17 protein-coding genes are annotated in these 17,556 nt (G+C 73.5%); 1 reads left to right on the top strand and 16 read right to left on the bottom strand.

The genetic code is table 11. The annotated features are described in order from the left end of the window. Nucleotides 1-21: 21 nt before the first annotated feature. From DZA62_RS21095 to DZA62_RS21075, 5 genes are all read right to left on the bottom strand, one after another. Complete coding sequence (locus DZA62_RS21095; protein ID WP_116950918.1) at nt 22-930, bottom strand: hypothetical protein; 909 nt, start codon at nt 928-930, stop codon at nt 22-24. Then, on the bottom strand, nt 927-2,855 hold the full coding sequence (locus DZA62_RS21090; RefSeq protein ID WP_116950917.1) for a DUF7544 domain-containing protein: 1,929 nt from the start codon (nt 2,853-2,855) through the stop codon (nt 927-929). Before DZA62_RS21090 ends, DZA62_RS21095 begins: the two co-directional genes overlap by 4 nt. 54 nt (nt 2,856-2,909) lie before the next feature. Next, on the bottom strand, nt 2,910-3,395 hold the full coding sequence (locus DZA62_RS21085) for a DUF1269 domain-containing protein (RefSeq protein WP_116950916.1): 486 nt from the start codon (nt 3,393-3,395) through the stop codon (nt 2,910-2,912). A 51-nt stretch (nt 3,396-3,446) separates the two neighbouring features. Next, nucleotides 3,447-3,728 (bottom strand): hypothetical protein, encoded by a 282-nt coding sequence (locus tag DZA62_RS21080; protein WP_116950915.1) that lies wholly within the window; start codon nt 3,726-3,728, stop codon nt 3,447-3,449. A 188-nt stretch (nt 3,729-3,916) separates the two neighbouring features. Then, nucleotides 3,917-4,330, bottom strand: coding sequence for a phage holin family protein (locus DZA62_RS21075; RefSeq protein WP_116950914.1), 414 nt, complete (start codon nt 4,328-4,330; stop codon nt 3,917-3,919). Between the two features lie 446 nt (nt 4,331-4,776). Here DZA62_RS21075 and DZA62_RS21070 point away from each other — a divergent pair, with 446 nt between their 5' ends. After that, nucleotides 4,777-5,052: a hypothetical protein gene (locus tag DZA62_RS21070; protein WP_157987807.1), complete on the top strand. Its 276-nt coding sequence runs from the start codon at nt 4,777-4,779 to the stop codon at nt 5,050-5,052. Between the two features lie 36 nt (nt 5,053-5,088). Here the strand turns inward: DZA62_RS21070 and DZA62_RS21065 are convergent, their stop codons facing one another. The 11 genes from DZA62_RS21065 to DZA62_RS21015 all read right to left on the bottom strand — a co-directional run bounded on the left by DZA62_RS21065 (nt 5,089) and on the right by DZA62_RS21015 (nt 17,544). Further along, a complete protein-coding gene (locus DZA62_RS21065; RefSeq protein ID WP_198664032.1) occupies nt 5,089-5,868 on the bottom strand; it encodes a GNAT family N-acetyltransferase in 780 nt (259 codons plus the stop codon). 471 nt (nt 5,869-6,339) lie between these two features. Continuing rightward, nucleotides 6,340-6,912: a hypothetical protein gene (locus tag DZA62_RS21060; RefSeq protein ID WP_157987806.1), complete on the bottom strand. Its 573-nt coding sequence runs from the start codon at nt 6,910-6,912 to the stop codon at nt 6,340-6,342. Between the two features lie 88 nt (nt 6,913-7,000). Beyond that, on the bottom strand, nt 7,001-8,053 hold the full coding sequence (locus tag DZA62_RS21055) for an LLM class flavin-dependent oxidoreductase (protein WP_116950911.1): 1,053 nt from the start codon (nt 8,051-8,053) through the stop codon (nt 7,001-7,003). Beyond that, nucleotides 8,050-8,832, bottom strand: a complete 783-nt coding sequence (locus DZA62_RS21050; protein ID WP_116950910.1) for a DUF1684 domain-containing protein — start codon at nt 8,830-8,832, stop codon at nt 8,050-8,052. Before DZA62_RS21050 ends, DZA62_RS21055 begins: the two co-directional genes overlap by 4 nt. A gap of 14 nt (nt 8,833-8,846) precedes the next feature. Beyond that, nucleotides 8,847-10,157 (bottom strand): LLM class flavin-dependent oxidoreductase, encoded by a 1,311-nt coding sequence (locus tag DZA62_RS21045; RefSeq protein ID WP_116951125.1) that lies wholly within the window; start codon nt 10,155-10,157, stop codon nt 8,847-8,849. A gap of 23 nt (nt 10,158-10,180) precedes the next feature. Beyond that, entirely contained in the window at nt 10,181-11,314 is a 1,134-nt protein-coding gene (locus DZA62_RS21040; protein WP_116950909.1) for an LLM class flavin-dependent oxidoreductase, read from the bottom strand. Then, a complete protein-coding gene (locus DZA62_RS21035; RefSeq protein ID WP_116950908.1) occupies nt 11,311-12,459 on the bottom strand; it encodes an MsnO8 family LLM class oxidoreductase in 1,149 nt (382 codons plus the stop codon). The genes DZA62_RS21040 and DZA62_RS21035 overlap by 4 nt, the downstream gene beginning before the upstream one ends. After that, a complete protein-coding gene (locus DZA62_RS21030; protein WP_116950907.1) occupies nt 12,456-14,075 on the bottom strand; it encodes a dipeptide ABC transporter ATP-binding protein in 1,620 nt (539 codons plus the stop codon). The genes DZA62_RS21035 and DZA62_RS21030 overlap by 4 nt, the downstream gene beginning before the upstream one ends. Then, entirely contained in the window at nt 14,069-14,968 is a 900-nt protein-coding gene (locus DZA62_RS21025; RefSeq protein ID WP_198664031.1) for an ABC transporter permease, read from the bottom strand. The genes DZA62_RS21030 and DZA62_RS21025 overlap by 7 nt, the downstream gene beginning before the upstream one ends. After that, nucleotides 14,965-15,921 carry an ABC transporter permease gene (locus DZA62_RS21020; protein WP_116950906.1) on the bottom strand — a complete coding sequence of 319 codons (957 nt, stop codon included), beginning with the start codon at nt 15,919-15,921 and terminating at the stop codon, nt 14,965-14,967. Before DZA62_RS21020 ends, DZA62_RS21025 begins: the two co-directional genes overlap by 4 nt. A gap of 3 nt (nt 15,922-15,924) precedes the next feature. Beyond that, on the bottom strand, nt 15,925-17,544 hold the full coding sequence (locus DZA62_RS21015; RefSeq protein ID WP_116950905.1) for an ABC transporter substrate-binding protein: 1,620 nt from the start codon (nt 17,542-17,544) through the stop codon (nt 15,925-15,927). Between the last annotated feature and the right edge of the window lie 12 nt (nt 17,545-17,556).

Genomic DNA, 17,556 nt, shown 5'->3' with positions numbered 1-17,556 from the left:
CCCGTCGCACGGAGCACGGCCTCAGGCGGGCCCGCGGTCGGCGGGGCGCCGTCTGAGCCGGAGCACCACGACGGCAGCCAGCGCCAGTGCCAGTCCGGCGATGATCAGGGCGGCCGACATGGTCCGCAGCGGGTCGGTGAGCTGGTCGTAGACGGCTGCGACGGCGTCGCGGTCGGCTGTCGGCGCGCGCGTGGCGAGGTAGCGGGAGCGCACGACGGCCAGCAGGACGACCAGCGCGAGCATGCCCAGGGCCAGACCGGCGCCGGCGGCCGCGGCGGCGCGGAGGCGGTTCCGCGCGGCCGCCAGCCCGGCGACGAGGAGAGCCGCGGTGACCACCGGGAGCCAGGTGCCGAGGCGGTCGATGCGGGCGAGCCAGTCCCGCGCGGTGGGCAGGTGCTCGGACTGGAGCACGACGAGGTCGGCGTCGCCGGCCGTGAGCCGGTCGGCGGCGGGGATGCCGGCGGCGACGAGGCGCTCCCGGACGGCGGCGACGACGGCGCCGAGCCGGACGGTGACGGTGTCGTCCTGGACCGCGAGCACGCCGCTGTCGTCGTCGCTGGTGAGCAGGGCGACGACGTGGCCGTGGACGGCGCGGTTCGCCTCGGTCCAGATGGTCGCGAAGCGGTCACTGGCGACGACGGCGCCGACCTGCTCCTCGACCCGGCCGCGGAGGCGGTCGGTCGCGGGCCCGGAGCCGCCGACGGCGGTCATGACGCGGTCGGTGACGCGCGCGGCGACGGCGTTCTGGATGGCCGGGTCGTTCGCGAGCGGGCCGACGGCGTCGACGTAGCCGTCGGTGTCGTTGACGACGGCGTCCAGCCAGACCGCCGCCGTGGCCGGGATCGCGAGCAGGCAGCCCACCGAGAGCAGCACGCCGGCGACGACGGAGCGCCATCGTGGCCGTCCGGCCCTGTCCTCGACCGGCGTCACGAGACCAGCGCCGGTTCCCGGTCGTCCTCGGCGACGCTTCGGTCGGTGAGATCGGCGTACTGGTAGGCGATGACGAGGGCGACGTAGGGCATGGTGGCCGCGTAGACGAGGCCGGCGACGAGGTTGATCAGCCAGAAGGTCGTGCCGCCCGAGACCAGCAGGATGACGATGCCGACCAGCGGCCCGATGACCGCGCCGAGTCCGACGACGAGGACGAGCAGCATCGCGGTGCGCCACCACTGGCCGCGCACCAGCTGGCGGCTGCGTCGCAGCGCGCCGGTCGCGGGTTCGTCCTCGATCATGACGATCGGGACGGCGAAGGCGCGGCGCACCGCGTAGACCAGCGCGAAGGGGGCCGTGACGATCGCGACGAGCAGCAGTGCGACGACGACGGCGATGCGTACCGCCACACTGCTCAGGGGACGTAGTCGCTGGACGACGGCACGGTAGGCGTCGAGGGGCGAGGGCACCCGGCCGCCGCTGAGCGCGCCCACCGAGTGGCTCACGGCGGCGAGGACGCACAGGTAGGCCAGCAGGGAGATGGCGTCGCCGAGTAGCACGACCACCAGGACGGTCAGGGCGTTGTGGTCGCCGTCCGGGCCGACCAGCGTGGTGAGGTCGGCGGCGGTGACGGCGATCCACTGGGCGCCGGTGGCCAGCGCCATGACCGGCAGGTACACCAGCCCGATGCCGGTGAACAGCGGCCAGTGCCGGGCGTACATCTGCCATGCGGCGCTCAGCACCTGACCCCAGGCGCGGCGGCGTACGACCGGGTACGGCGCGGCGCCGGTCCACCGGGTACGGCTGGCGGCGGCGATGACGATGGCGACCAGTCCGGCCAGGACGGCGAGTGCGGCACCGGGGTTGCGGACGACGGCCCGCAGCAGGTTGGAGCCGGTCTCGACGACGCCGCAGAAGGCGTTGGTGACGTTCGGGCCGATGGCGGACGACAGGGGCACGGTGACGCTGCCGTCGCGCCAGGTCTCTTCGGCCCACTGGATCGGCTCGGTCCACTGGTGCTTCATGTTCGGGCCGGTGGGACCGTTGTAGAAGGCCTCGTGCCGCTCACCCCACCGGCCCTGGAACCCCAGCCAGGGAAACGCGTCGAGGTAGGCGGCCTGGTCCGTCGGCATGAGCGCGATGTCGGGGCGCAGGTCGGTGTGCGGTTCGCGGGTGTCGTCGCAGCCGACGCCTGTGTCGGCGCTGCGGCCGAGGTAGAGCGCGGCGCCGAAGAAGTTGGCGTGCGAGCCCTCGGCCGGATGAACGACGGGGTGGGTGCCGTCGATGATCTCCATGACGTCCGACGCCCAGGTGGTGCCCTCGCCGCCGGAGTGCTGGCTGTACCCGACCATCGTCGGCTCGGTGCGCAGAGCGCCGGCCGCGTCGGGGGCGTCGAAGACGAGCTGGATCATCTCCCAGTCGCCCTCGTGGTTGTTGTTCCAGTCGTTGAAGACGTAGAAGAACCAGTACTGCAGCGCGACCCGGCCGGGTCGGTCCGGGTCGCCGACGACGCGGGCGTAGGCGGTCGGCCGGCTGCCGGCGCTGAGCTCTCGCGACCACTCCTCGAAGTCGCAGCCCGGCTCGAGTGCGTCGCCGGGGAAGTCGAGGTGGTAGCGGCCCAGGCCGTCGCCGATGTCCGTCGCCGACGGCGCGATGCCGGCGAGGTCGTCGGTGGACCACGGCCCGCGCAGGGCGACGTCGCGGTTGTCCAGGACGGTGTCGATGTCGACCGGCAGGTACGGCTGGCCCTCGCCGCACGGTTCGGCCTGAGCGCGGATCCGCAGGACGGGTGCGTACCGTTCGGCCAGTTCGGCGGCTGGATCCGCGACGTCCTGCGCACGGGCCGGCTGCGCGGCAGGGACGAGCACGCCGACGGTGGCCGCGGTCGCCGCGACGATGCCGGCCAGAGCCCACCGGACGGTCATGGCGCCGGCCGGGCGGCCGGGCCCGAGCCGTCGATGCGGAACGGCCCGCGGCGGTCAGCCCGCACGGAGCTCGGAGGCCAGTTCCTCCTCGTGCTCCTTGGACAGCGACGTCTGCAGGATCTCCCCGCCGTAGGGCCGCAGCGCGGCGGCGAACTTGTCCTCGGTGATCTTCGCGGCCATGATCACGACCGCGGCCCGGCCGGGCTGCAGCATGGCGTGCACGCGGTTGCGGAACGCCTCGTCGATGCCGGACTTGTTCAGCTTGCCCAGGAGCGCGCCCATCGCGCCGCCGAGCAGCAGGCCCATGCCGGGGATGAGGAACAGCAGGCCGAACAGCGCGCCCCACAGGGCGCCGGAGGCAGCCGACGCGCTGACGATGCGTCCCGGGGTGTCGACATGCTGCTTGCCGTCGTCGTCGACCGTGACCACGGCCAGGCCGGTGAGATCGACGATGAAGTCGCTCTGCAGCCGCTGGACCTCTGCATAGGCGTTCTTGGCGGTGTCGTGGTCGTCGTACCCGATGACGATGAGCTCGGACATGCTGTCTCCCTGCGGATGGTCGGGTGTCGGGTGGGACGTCGAAACGCCGGCTCAGCCGAATCCGGCGGCGACGAACAGCACGAGGCAGGCGTAGAGCGCGAGGATGCCCAGCAACGGTGCGACGAAGCGCGGGTAGGCGTCGTTGCCCACCTTCGCCGGCGCTGGGCCGGCGGCGAAGTCGTGCGCCTCGAACCACGGCTCGGAAGGAAGACCGGGGGAGGCGAGGGGCGGGACGCGGGCCAGGCGCTTCAGATCCTCGACGAGGCTCGGCATGAGTCCGGTGACGCGTTGGGCGCTGTCGGCCGACGGCTGCTCGTCGATGCCGGACTCCACTGCCCACCACCCCCTGTCATGACCACCGCCCCGATGATCACTGTCGGTGACGTTAGCGCATGCTGTGAGCGACTGTCTGTAGTTCCTGTCAAATTGCTACAGCGATGTCCGAGTGTGGCGTATGTCAGGCATCTTGCGCAGAGGAGATCGACCCAACGCCACCCGCGGCGGCCCGTCACGGCCCGACGTCAGGGTGGTGACGTGGCGTCCGGGTCGCGATCGCGGCGGCGCCGGATGCCGGCCTTCACCAGGAGGATCGGCAACAGGAGTGTGGCGAGCATCGTGACGATCCAGACGACGACGCTGGCGTAGATCCACGGCCCCGGGCCGCCGCTGATGCTCAGCCCGGTGACCACGGACGTGATCAACAGGGCGACGACGGTGCTGATCAGTCCCGCGGCGCCCAGCAGCGCTGGAGCGTTGCGCGATGCCGTGTTCGCGATGAACGGGGCGAGGACCGACTGCAGCACCGCGAAGATCACGACGACCCAGAAGACGTCGGCCCAGTCGATGGTCATCTCGTCCACGAGAGCCTTCGCGACGAGCAGGCCGATGGCGGCCGACCCGATGAAGACCACGGCGCGGATCGCGAAGCGGATCATCGTGGACCCCTTTCGTTCGCGGAGATCACTGTAGTGGAGAGCTGATCACCCCGGCGGCGTATGCGCCGACGCGGCGGCGCGAGATGTCCGTCCGACGTCTCCTGATCGTTGGGGATCTCAGCGTTCGCGCGCGGACGCGGACGCGGACGCGGGCGCGGGCGTCGATGTCGGGCCGGTGCGGACTGGCCGCGGGAAGCGCGCGTCGTTCGCCGGTCCGGCGGGCTGGCGTGAATGAATGGGGAGCGACGAGGATGTATCGCCCGATGAGCCCGACCCGCGAAGGACCGAAAGGACACGCGATGCCGTTCAACCGCCAGGTCAGGATCGGGTCGACAGCGGTTCTCGCCGCTCTCTCGCTAGCGGCTTGCGGCGGCGCTCCTGACGATGCCGGCGCCGAGGAGTTCTGTGCCACGTGGACCGATGGCCGAGGTGGCACGGTCGACGAGGTGCACGCGTCCGCGGAGCGGCTCGAGGAGGTCGGCACGCCCGAGGACGTCGATGACGCCGCGCGCGCCGGCTTCGAGGTGTTCGTCGACGCGCTCTCCGAGGTCGATCGGGACGATCTCGAGTCGTTGGAGCAGGCCGCCGCCGACGAGAGCAGTCTCGCGGAGATCTACGGGATCACCGAGGACGAAGCCGCCGACATCATGGCCTTCTTCGAGTACGCCAACGGCACGTGCTCGGAGGCCGACAGCCAGTCCACCGGGGATGCCGAGGGCTGAGACGAGCCGTCGCGATACAGGCCGGCCCCAGCGAGTTCAGGCCTGGGACTTCCACTCTTCGGCGAGGAGCGCGTAGCCGAGGCCGTCGAGCCACTGGCCGGAGCGGTGCAGGGAGTCGCGGACCTCGTGCGACTCGCGGCGCATGCCGAGGCGTTCCATCAACCGCCAGGACGGCTCGTTGTCGGCGAAGCAGAGGGCGGTGACCCGGCGCAGGCCCAGGTCGGCGAAGCAGAGCCGGAGCAGTTCGCGCACGGCCTCGGTGGCGTAGCCGTGGCCGTGGTGGTGCGGGTCGAAGACCCAGCCCAGCTCGGCCTGAACGGCGCGGGCGGCCTCGGCCACCTCGGTCTGGGCCCAGGCGTCCTCGACGCGCAGCATGAGATCGCCGATCACGGTGCCTCGGTGCTCGACGAGCAGCGTGGTGGCCAGGCGTTCGGGGGCCGCGAACCGGCGACGGAAGACATCGGCGTCGGCCGGCAGCTCGGTGAGCCAGCGCGCCACCGGCTCGAGGCGGCGGTACTGCCAGACGGCGCCGGCGTCGTCCGCACGGGCGGGGCGCAGTGTGAGGCGCTCGGTACGGACCGGCCAGTCGACGCGCTCGAGCGCGCCGGGGACCGGGTCGGGGAGGGCGCGGACCGAGAGCAGGGTGGCGTCGGCGTCGCGCAGCCGAGCCAGCATGCCGTGCAACGCCGCCTGGTCGCCCACCGGGCCGGTCAGCGTGGTCGTGCCGTCTCCGTGGTGCTCCACGCGCAACTCGCTCGGCGCGGCGCCTCCGCGGGCGTTCAGCCGGCCGTCGATGCGGAACTCGTAGATGCTCATCGAACGCCGATCGTATCGGCCGGGCGACGTCGCACGGATCACGACGGCGCTCCGGGGGGGTATTCAGGCGGGGCGATGCCCGCAGCCGCCGCTGGTTGCCGAGTCGGTCGTGGCCAGGACACCGGGGTGCGCCGAGTCGTCAGTGGGCTGGATCGTCAGTGGGCTGGGGAGGATCTGGGCACGCTTCACCCGCCTGGCTCCCGTTGTGCCCCGTTTCGCCGGAGCGTGGGCGGCGATGATCATCAACGATCCGCTACCTCACCAGGCGTCATCCCGCACCACCAGGCATGCACGCCTCGCAGAGCGAACCCACGCCCGGGCAAGGCCCCCCAGATCGCCGGGAAGCTGGTCGTCCCCGAACTACGGCGCCGCGGGCTGGCGACCGATCCGCTGCCTGGGCGCACTCGCGGAGAACGGCTCGGCCTGCGGCACCGAGCGGGTCCGGAATCCGATCTGCACGGCCTTGCCTGCTCAGTCCGCCGCCTCGACCACGTCGCGGACGTAGAAGTGGTACCAGAGCCGCACCGGTGTCCCCGCGCCCTCGCCCACGGCCATGCCGGGTTTGATCGAGGTGGACACCGCGCCGTTCGAGCCGTTGTAGTTGTCCTCCGTGCGGGTCTCGTTGATGTCGGCGGTCTCGGCCCACTCCGCGACCTCGGCCCATTCGGCGACCTGAGCGGCGTCGACACCGAGCAGGTCCGCGTCGGCCACCATCCGGTCGGCGGCGGCCTGCCCGTCCGCTTCGGTCCAGTAGACGTTGACCTGGTCGACGTAGCCGTGCCGGGTGGTCACGGTGAACTGCTCGGCGCGCCCGGACCAGGTGCCGCTGGGGAGCGTGAGCTCCACGGTGGCGTCCTCGGGCACGTCGGCGATCGCCAGCTGGTCCGACGGGAGGCCGAGCGGCTCCGACTCGAGCGGCCGGGTGAGGTCCCACCGCAGGCCGGCGTCCTCGCCGAACACCTGCGCTCCGTCGTCGTCCCTCTCGCCGCCGACGCGGATGCTGCAACCGGCCGTCATCGCGAGGGCGATGACCGCGACTGCCACGAGGGTCACCTGTCGTACCGGCATCGGTCCACCCTGTCACGTGGCCCGGCCGCTCCGCGGCACTCCTCGGGTTTCGGGCGGGTGCGGGTCAGGTCCACACCGTGCTCGGCAGCTCCTTGCGCAGGACCGGCGCCACCTCGCCGAAGAACAGCTCGAGGCTGGCGCGTCGCTGCGCCTCGGGCAGCCCGAAGCCTTCGATGCCCAGGGCCAGCACCTGGTGGCCGAACGCCTCGTACTGCAGGTGGATCTTCTCCAGCACCTGCTGCGGGCTGCCGACGAGCGCCGGGCCTCCGGCGATGTTGTCCTCCAGCGTGACGAACGGCGACCCGTTGTGCCGGAACCCCTCGGTGCGGGTGAACGCCTCGTAGTACGGCCGGAACGTCTCGACCGCCCGGCGCGAGTCGGGCTCGAGGTGCAGCCCGCTCGCGCCGGCGCCGGCGCCCACCAGGGCCGACGACGCCGGCCCGTGGCCGTGCTCCTCGTAGCGGCGCCGGTAGTGGCGCACCAGCGCGGCGTACTTCTCCAGCGGGTGGAAGCCGTTGGCGGAGAACAGCGGTTCGCCCCACGTCGCCGCCAGCTCGGTCGACTCCTCGCTGGTCGCGCTGCCGTGCCAGATCGGGATGGTGGGCCGCTGCAGTGGCCGCGGCTGCGTCGTCGCGCCCACCAGCGGCGGCCGGTAGGTCCCGGTCCAGGTCACCCGCTCCTCCCGCCAGAGCCGGCGCAGCAACTCGTGGTTCTCCCGGTTGCGCTCCCACTGGTCGCTCACGTCGTAGCCGAACAGCGCGGACTGGTGCGGGTCGTTGCCCTTGCCGATGATCAGCTCGAGCCGGCCGCCGGAGAGGTGGTCCAGCGTGGCGTAGTCCTCGGCCACCCGGACCGGGTCGAGCAGGCTGAGCACCGTCACCGTCGTCACCAGCCGCACCCGTGACGTGACGGCGGCGAGGTGCGCCAGCACCACCGGCGGCGACGACGACAGGAACGGCTGCGCGTGCCGTTCGCCGATCCCGATCGCGTCGAAGCCCAGCTCCTCGGCGTAGCGCGCGTTGTCGACGACCCGCCGGAAGCGCTCGTGCTGGCTCGGCGTCCGCCCGGTCAGCAGGTGCGGGGCGTTCGCGATCAGGTCGACCGCGAGGAACCTCACCGCGGTGCCCGCTCACCGGCCCGCACCGCGACGGCGAGGGTGCTGCCGGCCGGCGGCCGCGGGCAGGTGCCGTAGGCGGTGAACGAGGACGGCGGGTTGACGGCCCGGTTGAAATCCAGGGTGACGGCGCCGTCCGGACCGGCCGGGCCGGCGTGCAGGACCCGCCAGGTCCACGTCTCGCGGCCGTTGGTGCGGTCGTGGAACGGCAGCACGAGGGCGCCGTCGCCGCCGTCGATCGCCGTCAGCATGTGCGCGGCGCCGTCGAGGGTGAACACCACGGTCCCGGCGACGCGTTGCGTGTGGGACAGGTCGGTGCGAGCGGACCCGACGACGACGGTGTGCCGCTCGGCCGCCGGGACGAACCGCCCCGTGACGATCCAGCGCTCGTCGAAGTCGAACGCCGGCACGCCGACGAACGCGGCCCGGACCGGCGCCTGCGGGTCGCGCACGCGCAGCGCGTACCGGCCGCCGCGCAGCCCGACCTCGACCTTCGCGGCGCCGAACTCCGCCCACAGGTGCGACGCCGACTCGGCGACGGACAGCTCGGCGGTGCCGTCCAGCCGAGTCCCGTCGACCACGAGCGCGTCCGCCGCCGACGCCGTCACTCGGGCGGCCGCGTCGCTCGCGCTCCACTCACCGGGCAGGCCGGGGAACCGGACCGGCTCCGCGGGCAGCCACTGGTACGCGACCAGGCTGAGCCAGCCGTACGGCTGGCGCAGGTCGTCCTCGCGGGCGGCATGCCAGGTGGTCCACTCGTCCAGCAGGGTGGTCTGCGTCATCGGGTCTCCTTCGATCAGGACGCCGCGGCGCGGCCGGCGGCGTGGTCGGGGCGGCGCAGGCCCAGGTGGTCACGGAGGGTCGTGCCGGTGTACGAGGTGCGGAACGAGCCGCGCTCCTGCAGCAGCGGCACGACGGTGTCGACGAACTCGTCCAGCCCCGCGGGCGTGAGGTGGGGCACGAGGATGAACCCGTCACAGGCGTCGCTCTGCACGTACTCGTCGATCTGCGCGGCCACCGTCGCCGGGCTGCCGACGAACGACTGCCGGCCGGTCAGCTCGATGACCAGCTCGCGGATCGACAGCTTCTTCGCCTCCGCGGTCTCGCGCCACAGTTTCGCGACGGCGGCGGGGTCGCCGTGCCGCACCCGGCCGCGGGTGATGACGGCGTCGGGGTCCGGGTCGACGTCGGGAAGCGGGCCGTCCGGGTCGTGGGCGGACAGGTCCCGGCCCCAGATCTGCTCGAGGAACGCGATCGCGGTCTGCGGCCCGACCTGCTGGTGGCGGATCACGTCGGCCCGCTCGTGGGCGTCGGCGTCGGTGTCACCGAGCACGAACGTCGCGCCGGGCAGGATGCGCAGCTCGTCCGCTCCGCGCCGGTGCCGCAGGAGCCTGGCCCTCATGTCGGCGTGGAACGCCTGCCCCGCCTCGAGGGTGGAGTGGATCGTGAAGATCGCGTCGGCGTGCGCGGCCCCGAAATCGCGCCCGGCGTCGGAGTCGCCGGCCTGGATGAGGACGGGGTGCCCCTGTGGGCTGCGCGGGACGTCGAAGACGCCGGCGATGTCGAACTGCGGGCCGTGGTGGGTGAACCGGCCGTTCGGCGCGTCCCAGAGCTCGCGAGCGGTGGCGATGGTCTCCGCCGCGCGCCCGTACCGGTCGGCGTGGTCGAGGTAGCCGCCGCGGCGGAAGTTCTCGCCGGTGAACGCGTCGGACGAGGTGACCATGTTCCAGGCCGCGCGGCCGGCGGACAGATGGTCCAGCGAGGCGAACTGGCGGGCCAGCTCGTACGGCTCGTTGAAGGTGGTGTTGACGGTCCCGGCCAGGCCGAGGTGCGTGGTCACGGCGGCCAGGGCGTTCAGGACGGTGAGCGTGTCGGGCCGGCCGACGACGTCGAGGTCGTGGATGCGGCCGCGGTGCTCCCGCAGGCGCAGCCCTTCGGCGAGGAAGAAGAAGTCGAACAGGCCGCGTTCGGCGGTCCGGGCCAGGTGCACGAACGAGTCGAACTCGATCTGGCTGCCTGCGGCCGGATCGCTCCACACGGTCGTGTTGTTGACGCCGGGGAAGTGCGCCGCGAGGTGGATCTGCTTGAGGGGTCGCTCCACAGTCATCATCTCCGGGGGACGGGCGGGGATCAGGCGGCGTAGCGGCTGGCGGGGCGGGCCAGGCCGAAGGTGTCGCGCAGCGTGCGGCCGGGATACGCGTGGCGGAACAGGTCGCGCTCGCGCAGCACCGGCACGAGGCCGTCGGCCAGCGCCGTCAGCCCGGCCGGCAGCAGCGCCGGCCGGACGACGAACCCGTCGGCCGCGCCCTCGTGGAACCACTCCTCGACGAGGTCGGCCAGGCCGGACGGCGTGCCGGCGAACCGCGACGACTCCGGGCGCCACGGCCGCCCGCCGAGCCGGTCCAGCTCGTTCCAGGTGCGCTGCGCGTCGTCGGCGGACCGGCCGAGCTGGGTGGCGATGTCGACGAGGACGGCGACGGCGTCCGGATCGCGGCCCGCGGCCTCGACGGCGGCGCGGATCCGGGCCCGGAACGAGCGCGCGGTCTCCAGGTCCGGCGCCGAGGTGCGGACGACGTCGGCGTAGCGGGCCGCGGGCACCCAGGCGGGGTCGTCGTCGACCCGCACCACGACCAGCGGCCGCCCCTGCGGCGGCCGCGGGGTGATCGACGGGCCCCTGACGGAGAAGAACGCGCCGGTGAAGTCGATCGGGTGGAGCCTGTCGCGGTCGACATAGCGGCCGGTGGCGACGTCACGGATGACCGCGTCATCCTCCCAGCTGTCCCACAGCCGCGTCACCACCTCGATCGCGTCGCCGGCCTCGGCGTAGAGATCCTCGGCCGGGGCGGCGTGCTTGCGGCCGAAGTGCCGGGCCTCGGCCTCGGTGCGCGAGACGTCGGCCTCCCACCCGGCCCGGCCGTGGCTGACGTAGTCGAGCGTCGCGATCGCCTTGGAGAGATGGAACGGCTCGGTGTGCGTGGTGGTGGCCGTGGGGACCAGCCCGATGCCGCTGGTGACCGGCGCGACCCTGGCGGCCACCGCGACGGCGTCGAGGCGGCCACGGGCCGACGGGGGCAGCGCGGCCGGCGGCGGTGCGAAGGTGTCGGGGATCGCGACGAAGTCGAGTGTCGCGCGCTCGGCGGTGCGGGCCAGCTCGACGTGGTACCCCGCGTCGACGAGCCGGCCCGGGTGCGCGTCGTCGTGGCGCCACGCGCCGGGGTGGTGGCCGGCGCCGCCGATCTCGACGGCGAGGCGCAGTGTGCTCATCGGTGCTCTCCTTCGGACGTTCCGAGCCCCCAGGCGGCGGCCAGCAGGTCGTACGAGCGGACGCGGTCGGCGTGCTCGTGGGTGATCGTCGTGACGAGCAGCTCATCGGCGGCGGTGGCGTCGCGCAGGACGGCGAGACCTCGGGCGACGGTGTCCGGACTCCCGACCAGCTGCGTCGCGGTCCGGTCCCGCACGATGCGCCGCTGCTCGTCGGTCCAGGGGAACTGCGCGGCCTCCTTCGGGCTCGGGTACCGGATGGCGCCCTCGCCGGCCCGGATGCTCAGCACCCACTGGCCGAACGGCGACGCCAGCTCGCGTGCGGTGTCGTCGTCGGGCCCGACCACGACGTCCACGGACACGACGACGTACGGCTCGGCCAGCCGGCGCGACGGACGGAACGCCTCGCGATAGGCGCGCACGGTCTCGAGGATGGTCGACGGGCTGACGTGGTAGTTCGCGCCGAACGGCAGGCCGAGCGCGCCGGCCGTACGGGCGCTCTCGCCGCCGCTGGAGCCGAGGATCCACACCTGCGCGTCGACGCCCTCGGCGACGGGGCTGTGCGTCGTCACCCCGGACTCCGCCTCGACGTGCCCGCCGTCCAGGAAGTCGAGCACGGCGCCGACGTCGGCGTGGTAGTCGCGGTGGGTGGCGCTGTTCGAGCCGATCAGCCGGAAGATCCGCTGGAACGACTCCTTCTCGACGTCGAACGCCGGCACCGCCGGGATCAGCAGGCCGTCGGCCACGCGGTCGGCGGCCGGCCCCTTGCGCGGCGGCCGGGCCGGGCTCGTGCCCGCGGCGAGCCCTGCCAGTGGCGACCGGCCCAACCCGACGTCGACGCGGTCCGGGTGCAGCTGGGCGAGGGTGCCGAACTGCTCGGCCACCGCCAGCGGCGCGACGTGGCCCAGCTGGACGGCCGCGGACCCGACGCGGATGCGCGTCGTCGCGGCGGCGACGAGCCCGGCCAGCACCGCGGGCGCCGACGACGCCACACCGGGCGCGAGGTGGTGTTCGGCCAGCCAGTAGCGCCGATAGCCGAGCCGCTCGGTGTGCCGCGCCAGGTCCAGCGTGTTCCGCAGTGCCGCCGCGGCGGTGGAGCCGGACGAGATGGGGGAGAGGTCCAGGACGGACAGCGGTGTCACGCTCATCGGTGGGTCCTTCCGGGGATCGCGTCGAGCAGTTCGGCGGTGTACTCGTGCCGAGGAGCGGTGAAGACCTGGTCGGCGGTGCCGGTCTCGACCAGCCGGCCGTGGCGCATCACGCCGACGATGTCCGACACCTGCCGCACGACGGCGAGGTCGTGCGAGATGAACAGGTAGGTCAGGCCGAGATCGGACTGCAGGCCGGCCAGCAGCTGGAGGATCTGCGCCTGGACGGACACGTCGAGCGCGGAGACGGGTTCGTCGAGGATCAGCAGGTCCGGCCGCAGGGCGACGGCGCGCGCGATGGCGACGCGCTGGCGCTGCCCGCCGGAGAGCTCCGGCGGCCGCCGTCGCGCGGTTCCGGCCGGCAGCGCCACCAGGTCGAGCAGCTCCGCGACGCGAGCGCGCCGCTCGGCCCGGCTGCCGGCGCCGAAGGCCGTCAGCGGCTCGGCGACGACGTCCTCGACCGCCAGCCGGGGGTCCAGCGAGCCGTACGGATTCTGGTAGACCAGCTGGAGCCGGGCGCGCAGCCGGCGCACGGCCGGCCCGCGCAGCCGTCCGAGGTCCTGCCCGTCGAACTCGAGCGTCCCGGCGCCGGGCGTTGTCAGCCGGGCCACCAGCCGCGCGGTCGTCGACTTGCCGGAACCGGACTCGCCGACCAGCGCGAACGTCGTGCCACGGGCGATCTCGAAGCTCACCCCGTCGACGGCTCGCAGGCGCCGCCCGGCCGGCAGCCGGAACTCCTTCACCAGGTCGCGGGCGACGACGAGCGGCGGCGACGGCGTCGCGTGCGCGGCCCGCGGCCGGAGTCGCGCGCTGGTGAGGCTCGGCGCGGCCGCGATGAGCCGCCGGGTGTAGTCGTGCCGTGGAGTGCCGAGCACCTGCGCCGCGGGCCCGTCCTCGACGATGACGCCGTGGCGCATCACGACGATGCGGCGGGCGCGGTCGGCGGCGACGCCGAGGTCGTGGGTGACGAACAGGACTGCGGCGCCGCGCTCGCCGGTGAGCCGGTCGAACTGGTCGAGCACGTGCTTCTGCACGGTGACGTCGAGGCCGCTGGTCGGCTCGTCGGCGATGACCAGGTCGGGCCGGCAGGCCAGCGCGATGGCGATGAGCACGCGCTGGCGCATCCCGCCGGACAACTCGTGCGGGTACTGCCGGGCGCGGGTCGCCGGGTCGGGCAGCCCCACCTCGTCGAGCAGCTCGACGGACCGGGCGGCCGCCGTCCGCCGGTCGGCGAGGCCGTGCGCCCGCAGCGCCTCGGCGACCTGGTGGCCGACCCGCCGGACGGGGTTGAGCGAGACCGTCGGATCCTGGGGCACCAGACCGGCCCGCAGCCCGCGCACGGCCCGCAACCGGCGGTCCGGCCAGCCGGTGACGTCCTGGCCGGCGATGTGGACGCGTCCGCCGTCGACGGTCCCGCCCGGCGGCAGCAGCCCGAGCACGGCGTGCGCCGTCGTCGACTTGCCCGAGCCCGACTCACCGACCAGCGCGACCACCTCGCCCGGGTCGACGCGAAGGCTGACCCCGCGCACCGCCTCGACCACGCGCCCACGGCCGCGGTACGAGACCCGCAGGTCCCGCACGTCCAGCACCGGCGGGGACGCGTCGAGGCTCACCACGTCGTGCTCCCGTCGCCGCCCAGCGCCCGGCTGATCCGGCTGGTGGCCAGTACCACGGCGATGACGACCAGTCCCGGCAGTGTGGTCAGCCACCAGGACGTCGCGAGGTGGTTGCGGCCCTCGGAGATCAGCGAGCCCCACTCAGGCGCGGGTGGAGCGGCGCCGAAGCCGAGGAAGCTCAGCGCCGACACCGCGAGGATCGCCTGGCCGAACTCCAGCGCCGCCAGCACGACCACCGGACCGGCCGAGTTCGGCAGGACGTGCCGGCGCAGGACACCGGTCCAGCGCACGCCCGAGGCGAACGCGGCCTCGATGTAGGTGGCCTGCCGGACCCGCAGCACCTCGCCGCGCATCACCCGGGCGAACGTGGCCACCGAGGCGACCCCGACGGCGACCGCCACGTTGACGGTGCCGAACCCCAGCACCGTCACCACGGCGAGCGAGAGCAGCAGGCCGGGGATGGCGAGCAGCACGTCGACGACGCGCATCAGGACGTCGTCGACGGCGCCGCCGGCGAACCCGGACAGCAGCCCGATCGTCGATCCGGCCAGCAGCCCGATGAGCACCGCGATCAGCGCCGCCTGCAGCGACAGCGCCGAGCCGTGCACGACCCGGGCGAACAGGTCACGGCCCAGGTGGTCGGTGCCGAACCAGTGGTCGGCGCCGGGCGGGCGGAGGTTCTGCGCCGGCACGCCGGTGATCGGGTCGTGCCCCGTGAACCACCCCGGCACGAACGCCCAGAGCAGCGCGACGGAGACGACGGCGATCGCCACGACCAGTCCGGGGCGCAGCAGCCGGCGCACCAGGCCGCGGTCGCGGCGCTCCGCCGCCGGGACGGGCTCGGCCGGACCGCCGGGCGGCGCCGGAGCGACAGGGGTGATCAGCTCGGTCACGACGCCACCGCCAGGGTCCGGGCCCGGGTGATCCGGGGATCGACGAGCGGGTAGACGAGGTCGACGGCCAGGTTCACCACCACGAAGATCACGGCGGCGAGCACGACCAGCCCCTGCACGACGGGGATGTCCTGCGCTCCGACCGCGGCCTGGGTGAGCCGGCCGATCCCGGCCCGCGAGAAGACCGTCTCGACGATCACCGAGCCGGCGACCAGATTGCCGACGGTGACACCGACGAGCGTCAGGACCGGGATGGCCGCGTTGCGGGCCGCGTGGCCGAGCAGGATGCCCGAACGGCTCACGCCCTTCGCCCGCGCGGTGCCGATGTACGGCTCGGACCAGGTGAGCGCCAGGCTCTTCGCCAGCACCTGCGCGATGACGGCGGCCGTGGGCAACGCCAGCGTGATCGCCGGCAGCACCAGAGCGCGGACGCCGTCGTCGCCCATGGCCGGCAGCAGCCCCCACCGGAACGACACGAGCTGCAGCAGGAGCAGCCCGGTCCAGAACGTCGGCACCGACACGCCCAGCGGCGGCAGCGCGAGCAGCAGCTGCCGCAGCCAGGGACGGCGCGTGTAGGTGGCGGCGAGGGCGGTGCCCGCGCCCAGGACGAGCGCGAGCACCAGTGCCGTGCCGGCCAGCTCCAGCGTCTCCGGCAGGGCCTCGACGATCATGGAGCGCACCGGCGCGCCGGTGCTGATCGAGACGCCGAAGTCGCCGCGGGCGGCGTCGGCCAGCATCGTGAGGTACTGCACGTGCACCGGCTCGTCCAGGCCGTACCGGGCGGTCAGCTCGGCCCGCTGCTCGGGATCGACGAACGTTCCCTCGCCGCCGGAGTCCAGCATGATCGCCACCGGGTCGCTGGGCAGCAGGTACAGCAGGGCGAACGCGACGGTGAACGCCGCCCACAGGACGAACACGGCCTGGGCGAGCCGGCGGGCCAGATACCGTCCCACCGGTCACTCCGCGAGCCAGGTGTCGAAGAACTGCAGCCGGGCCGACGCCTCGAACCTCAGGTCCCGGACGCTCCCGGTCACCCCGATGGCCTGCGACAGCTCGAACAGCGGGACGGCGTAGGCCTCGTCGAGGATCGACTCCTGTGCGGTGGCCACCAGCTGGTCGCGCTCGGCCGCGTCGAGGGTGGCGGCCTGCCGCTCGAGGACCGGGTCCAGCGGGGTCGGGCCCGGGAACCGGTTGCGGTTGGTCGTGGTGGACGAGAACGCCGTGCGCAGGATGTCCGGGTCGGCCCGGGTGGTGTTGTAGTAGAAGGTGTCGTAGTCGCCCGCCGACAGCGCCGCCTCGCTCTCGGCCGGCGTCGTCTGACGCAGCCGCAGGTCGACGCCGACGGCGCGCAACTGCTGCTGCACGAGCTCGAGCACCGCCTGGCTGCCGTTGAACGCCAGCCCGTACACGACGTCGATGCTCAGCGGCTGCCCGTCCTTCTCCCGGATGCCGTCGGCGCCGGCCGTCCAGCCGGCCGCGTCGAGCTGGGCCGCGGCGGCGTCAGGGTCGAACGCCAGCCGGTCGGACAGGTCCACCCAGCCCGGCGTGCGGTGGCCGAGGATGCTCGTCGCGGGATGGAAGTTCGCGCCCAGGACGGTGTCGACCAGCTGCTGCCGGTCGATCGCCGGGAGCAGCGCGCGGCGCACGGCCGGATCGGCGAGCGGCCCGCGCGAGACGTTGACGTGCAGCACGAAGACGACGCCCGGGTTCGCCGTCGTCAGCACCTGCCCGCCGGCGCCCTCGATGGCCGGCTGGTCCTGGGGGAGCACGTCACTGATGGCGTCCAGCTGGTCCGACGCCAGGCCACCGGCGCGGACGCCCGACTCCGGGACGATGCTGAACTCGATGCCGTCGAGGTACGCCTCGCCGTCGTGGCCGAACACGGCGGAGCCCCACGCGTATCCGTCGCGCCGGACCAGCGTCGCGCTCTGGTCCTGCACGTAGTCCTCGACCACGAACGGGCCGCTGCCGACGACGCCGCCCTGGCAGCGCTGCTCCGGCGGCGTGGCCAGCGTCGCGTCGCTCAGGAGGGCCAGCGAGTGGGTGGCGGTCGCCTGCAGGAACTGGGCGTTCGGCTGCTCGAAGACCACGGTCGCCGTGCGGTCGTCGGCCACGCGGGTCTCCACGTAGCCGGCCAGGTAGCTGTTGCCCAGCGGTGCCGCCGCGCCCAGCCCGACGATCGCGTCGAAGTTCGCCCGGACCGACTCCGCCGTCAGGGGCGTGCCGTCGCTGAAGGTGACGCCGTGGCGCAGGTGGAAGGTGAACTCGGTGGCCGCGGGGCCGGCCTCCCAGCTCTCGGCCAGCCACGGCACGATCTCCCCGGTCTCCGGGTCCTGGTCGGTGAGCGAGTCGGCCACCTGGCGGGCGATGTAGATGGCCATGTTCTGGCCGGCCTGGTGCGGGTCGGGGCAGACCGGCGCTGACGAGAGCGCGTAGCGCAGCGTGCCGCCGGATCGCGGCGTCGTGTCGCCGGCGCCCGCCGGGTCGGTGACCTCACCGCCGTCCGTGCCGCCGCATGCGCTCAGCAGCAGGATCGTGACGGCGGCGGCCAGAGTGCGGGTGGGAAACGGTCTCATGAGAGCTCCCGC

Origin of the sequence: Jiangella endophytica, assembly GCF_003427025.1 — a bacterium.
In the GTDB taxonomy this organism is placed as follows: Bacteria; Actinomycetota; Actinomycetes; order Jiangellales; family Jiangellaceae; genus Jiangella; species Jiangella endophytica.
This window is presented reverse-complemented; position numbering and strand designations above follow the sequence as displayed.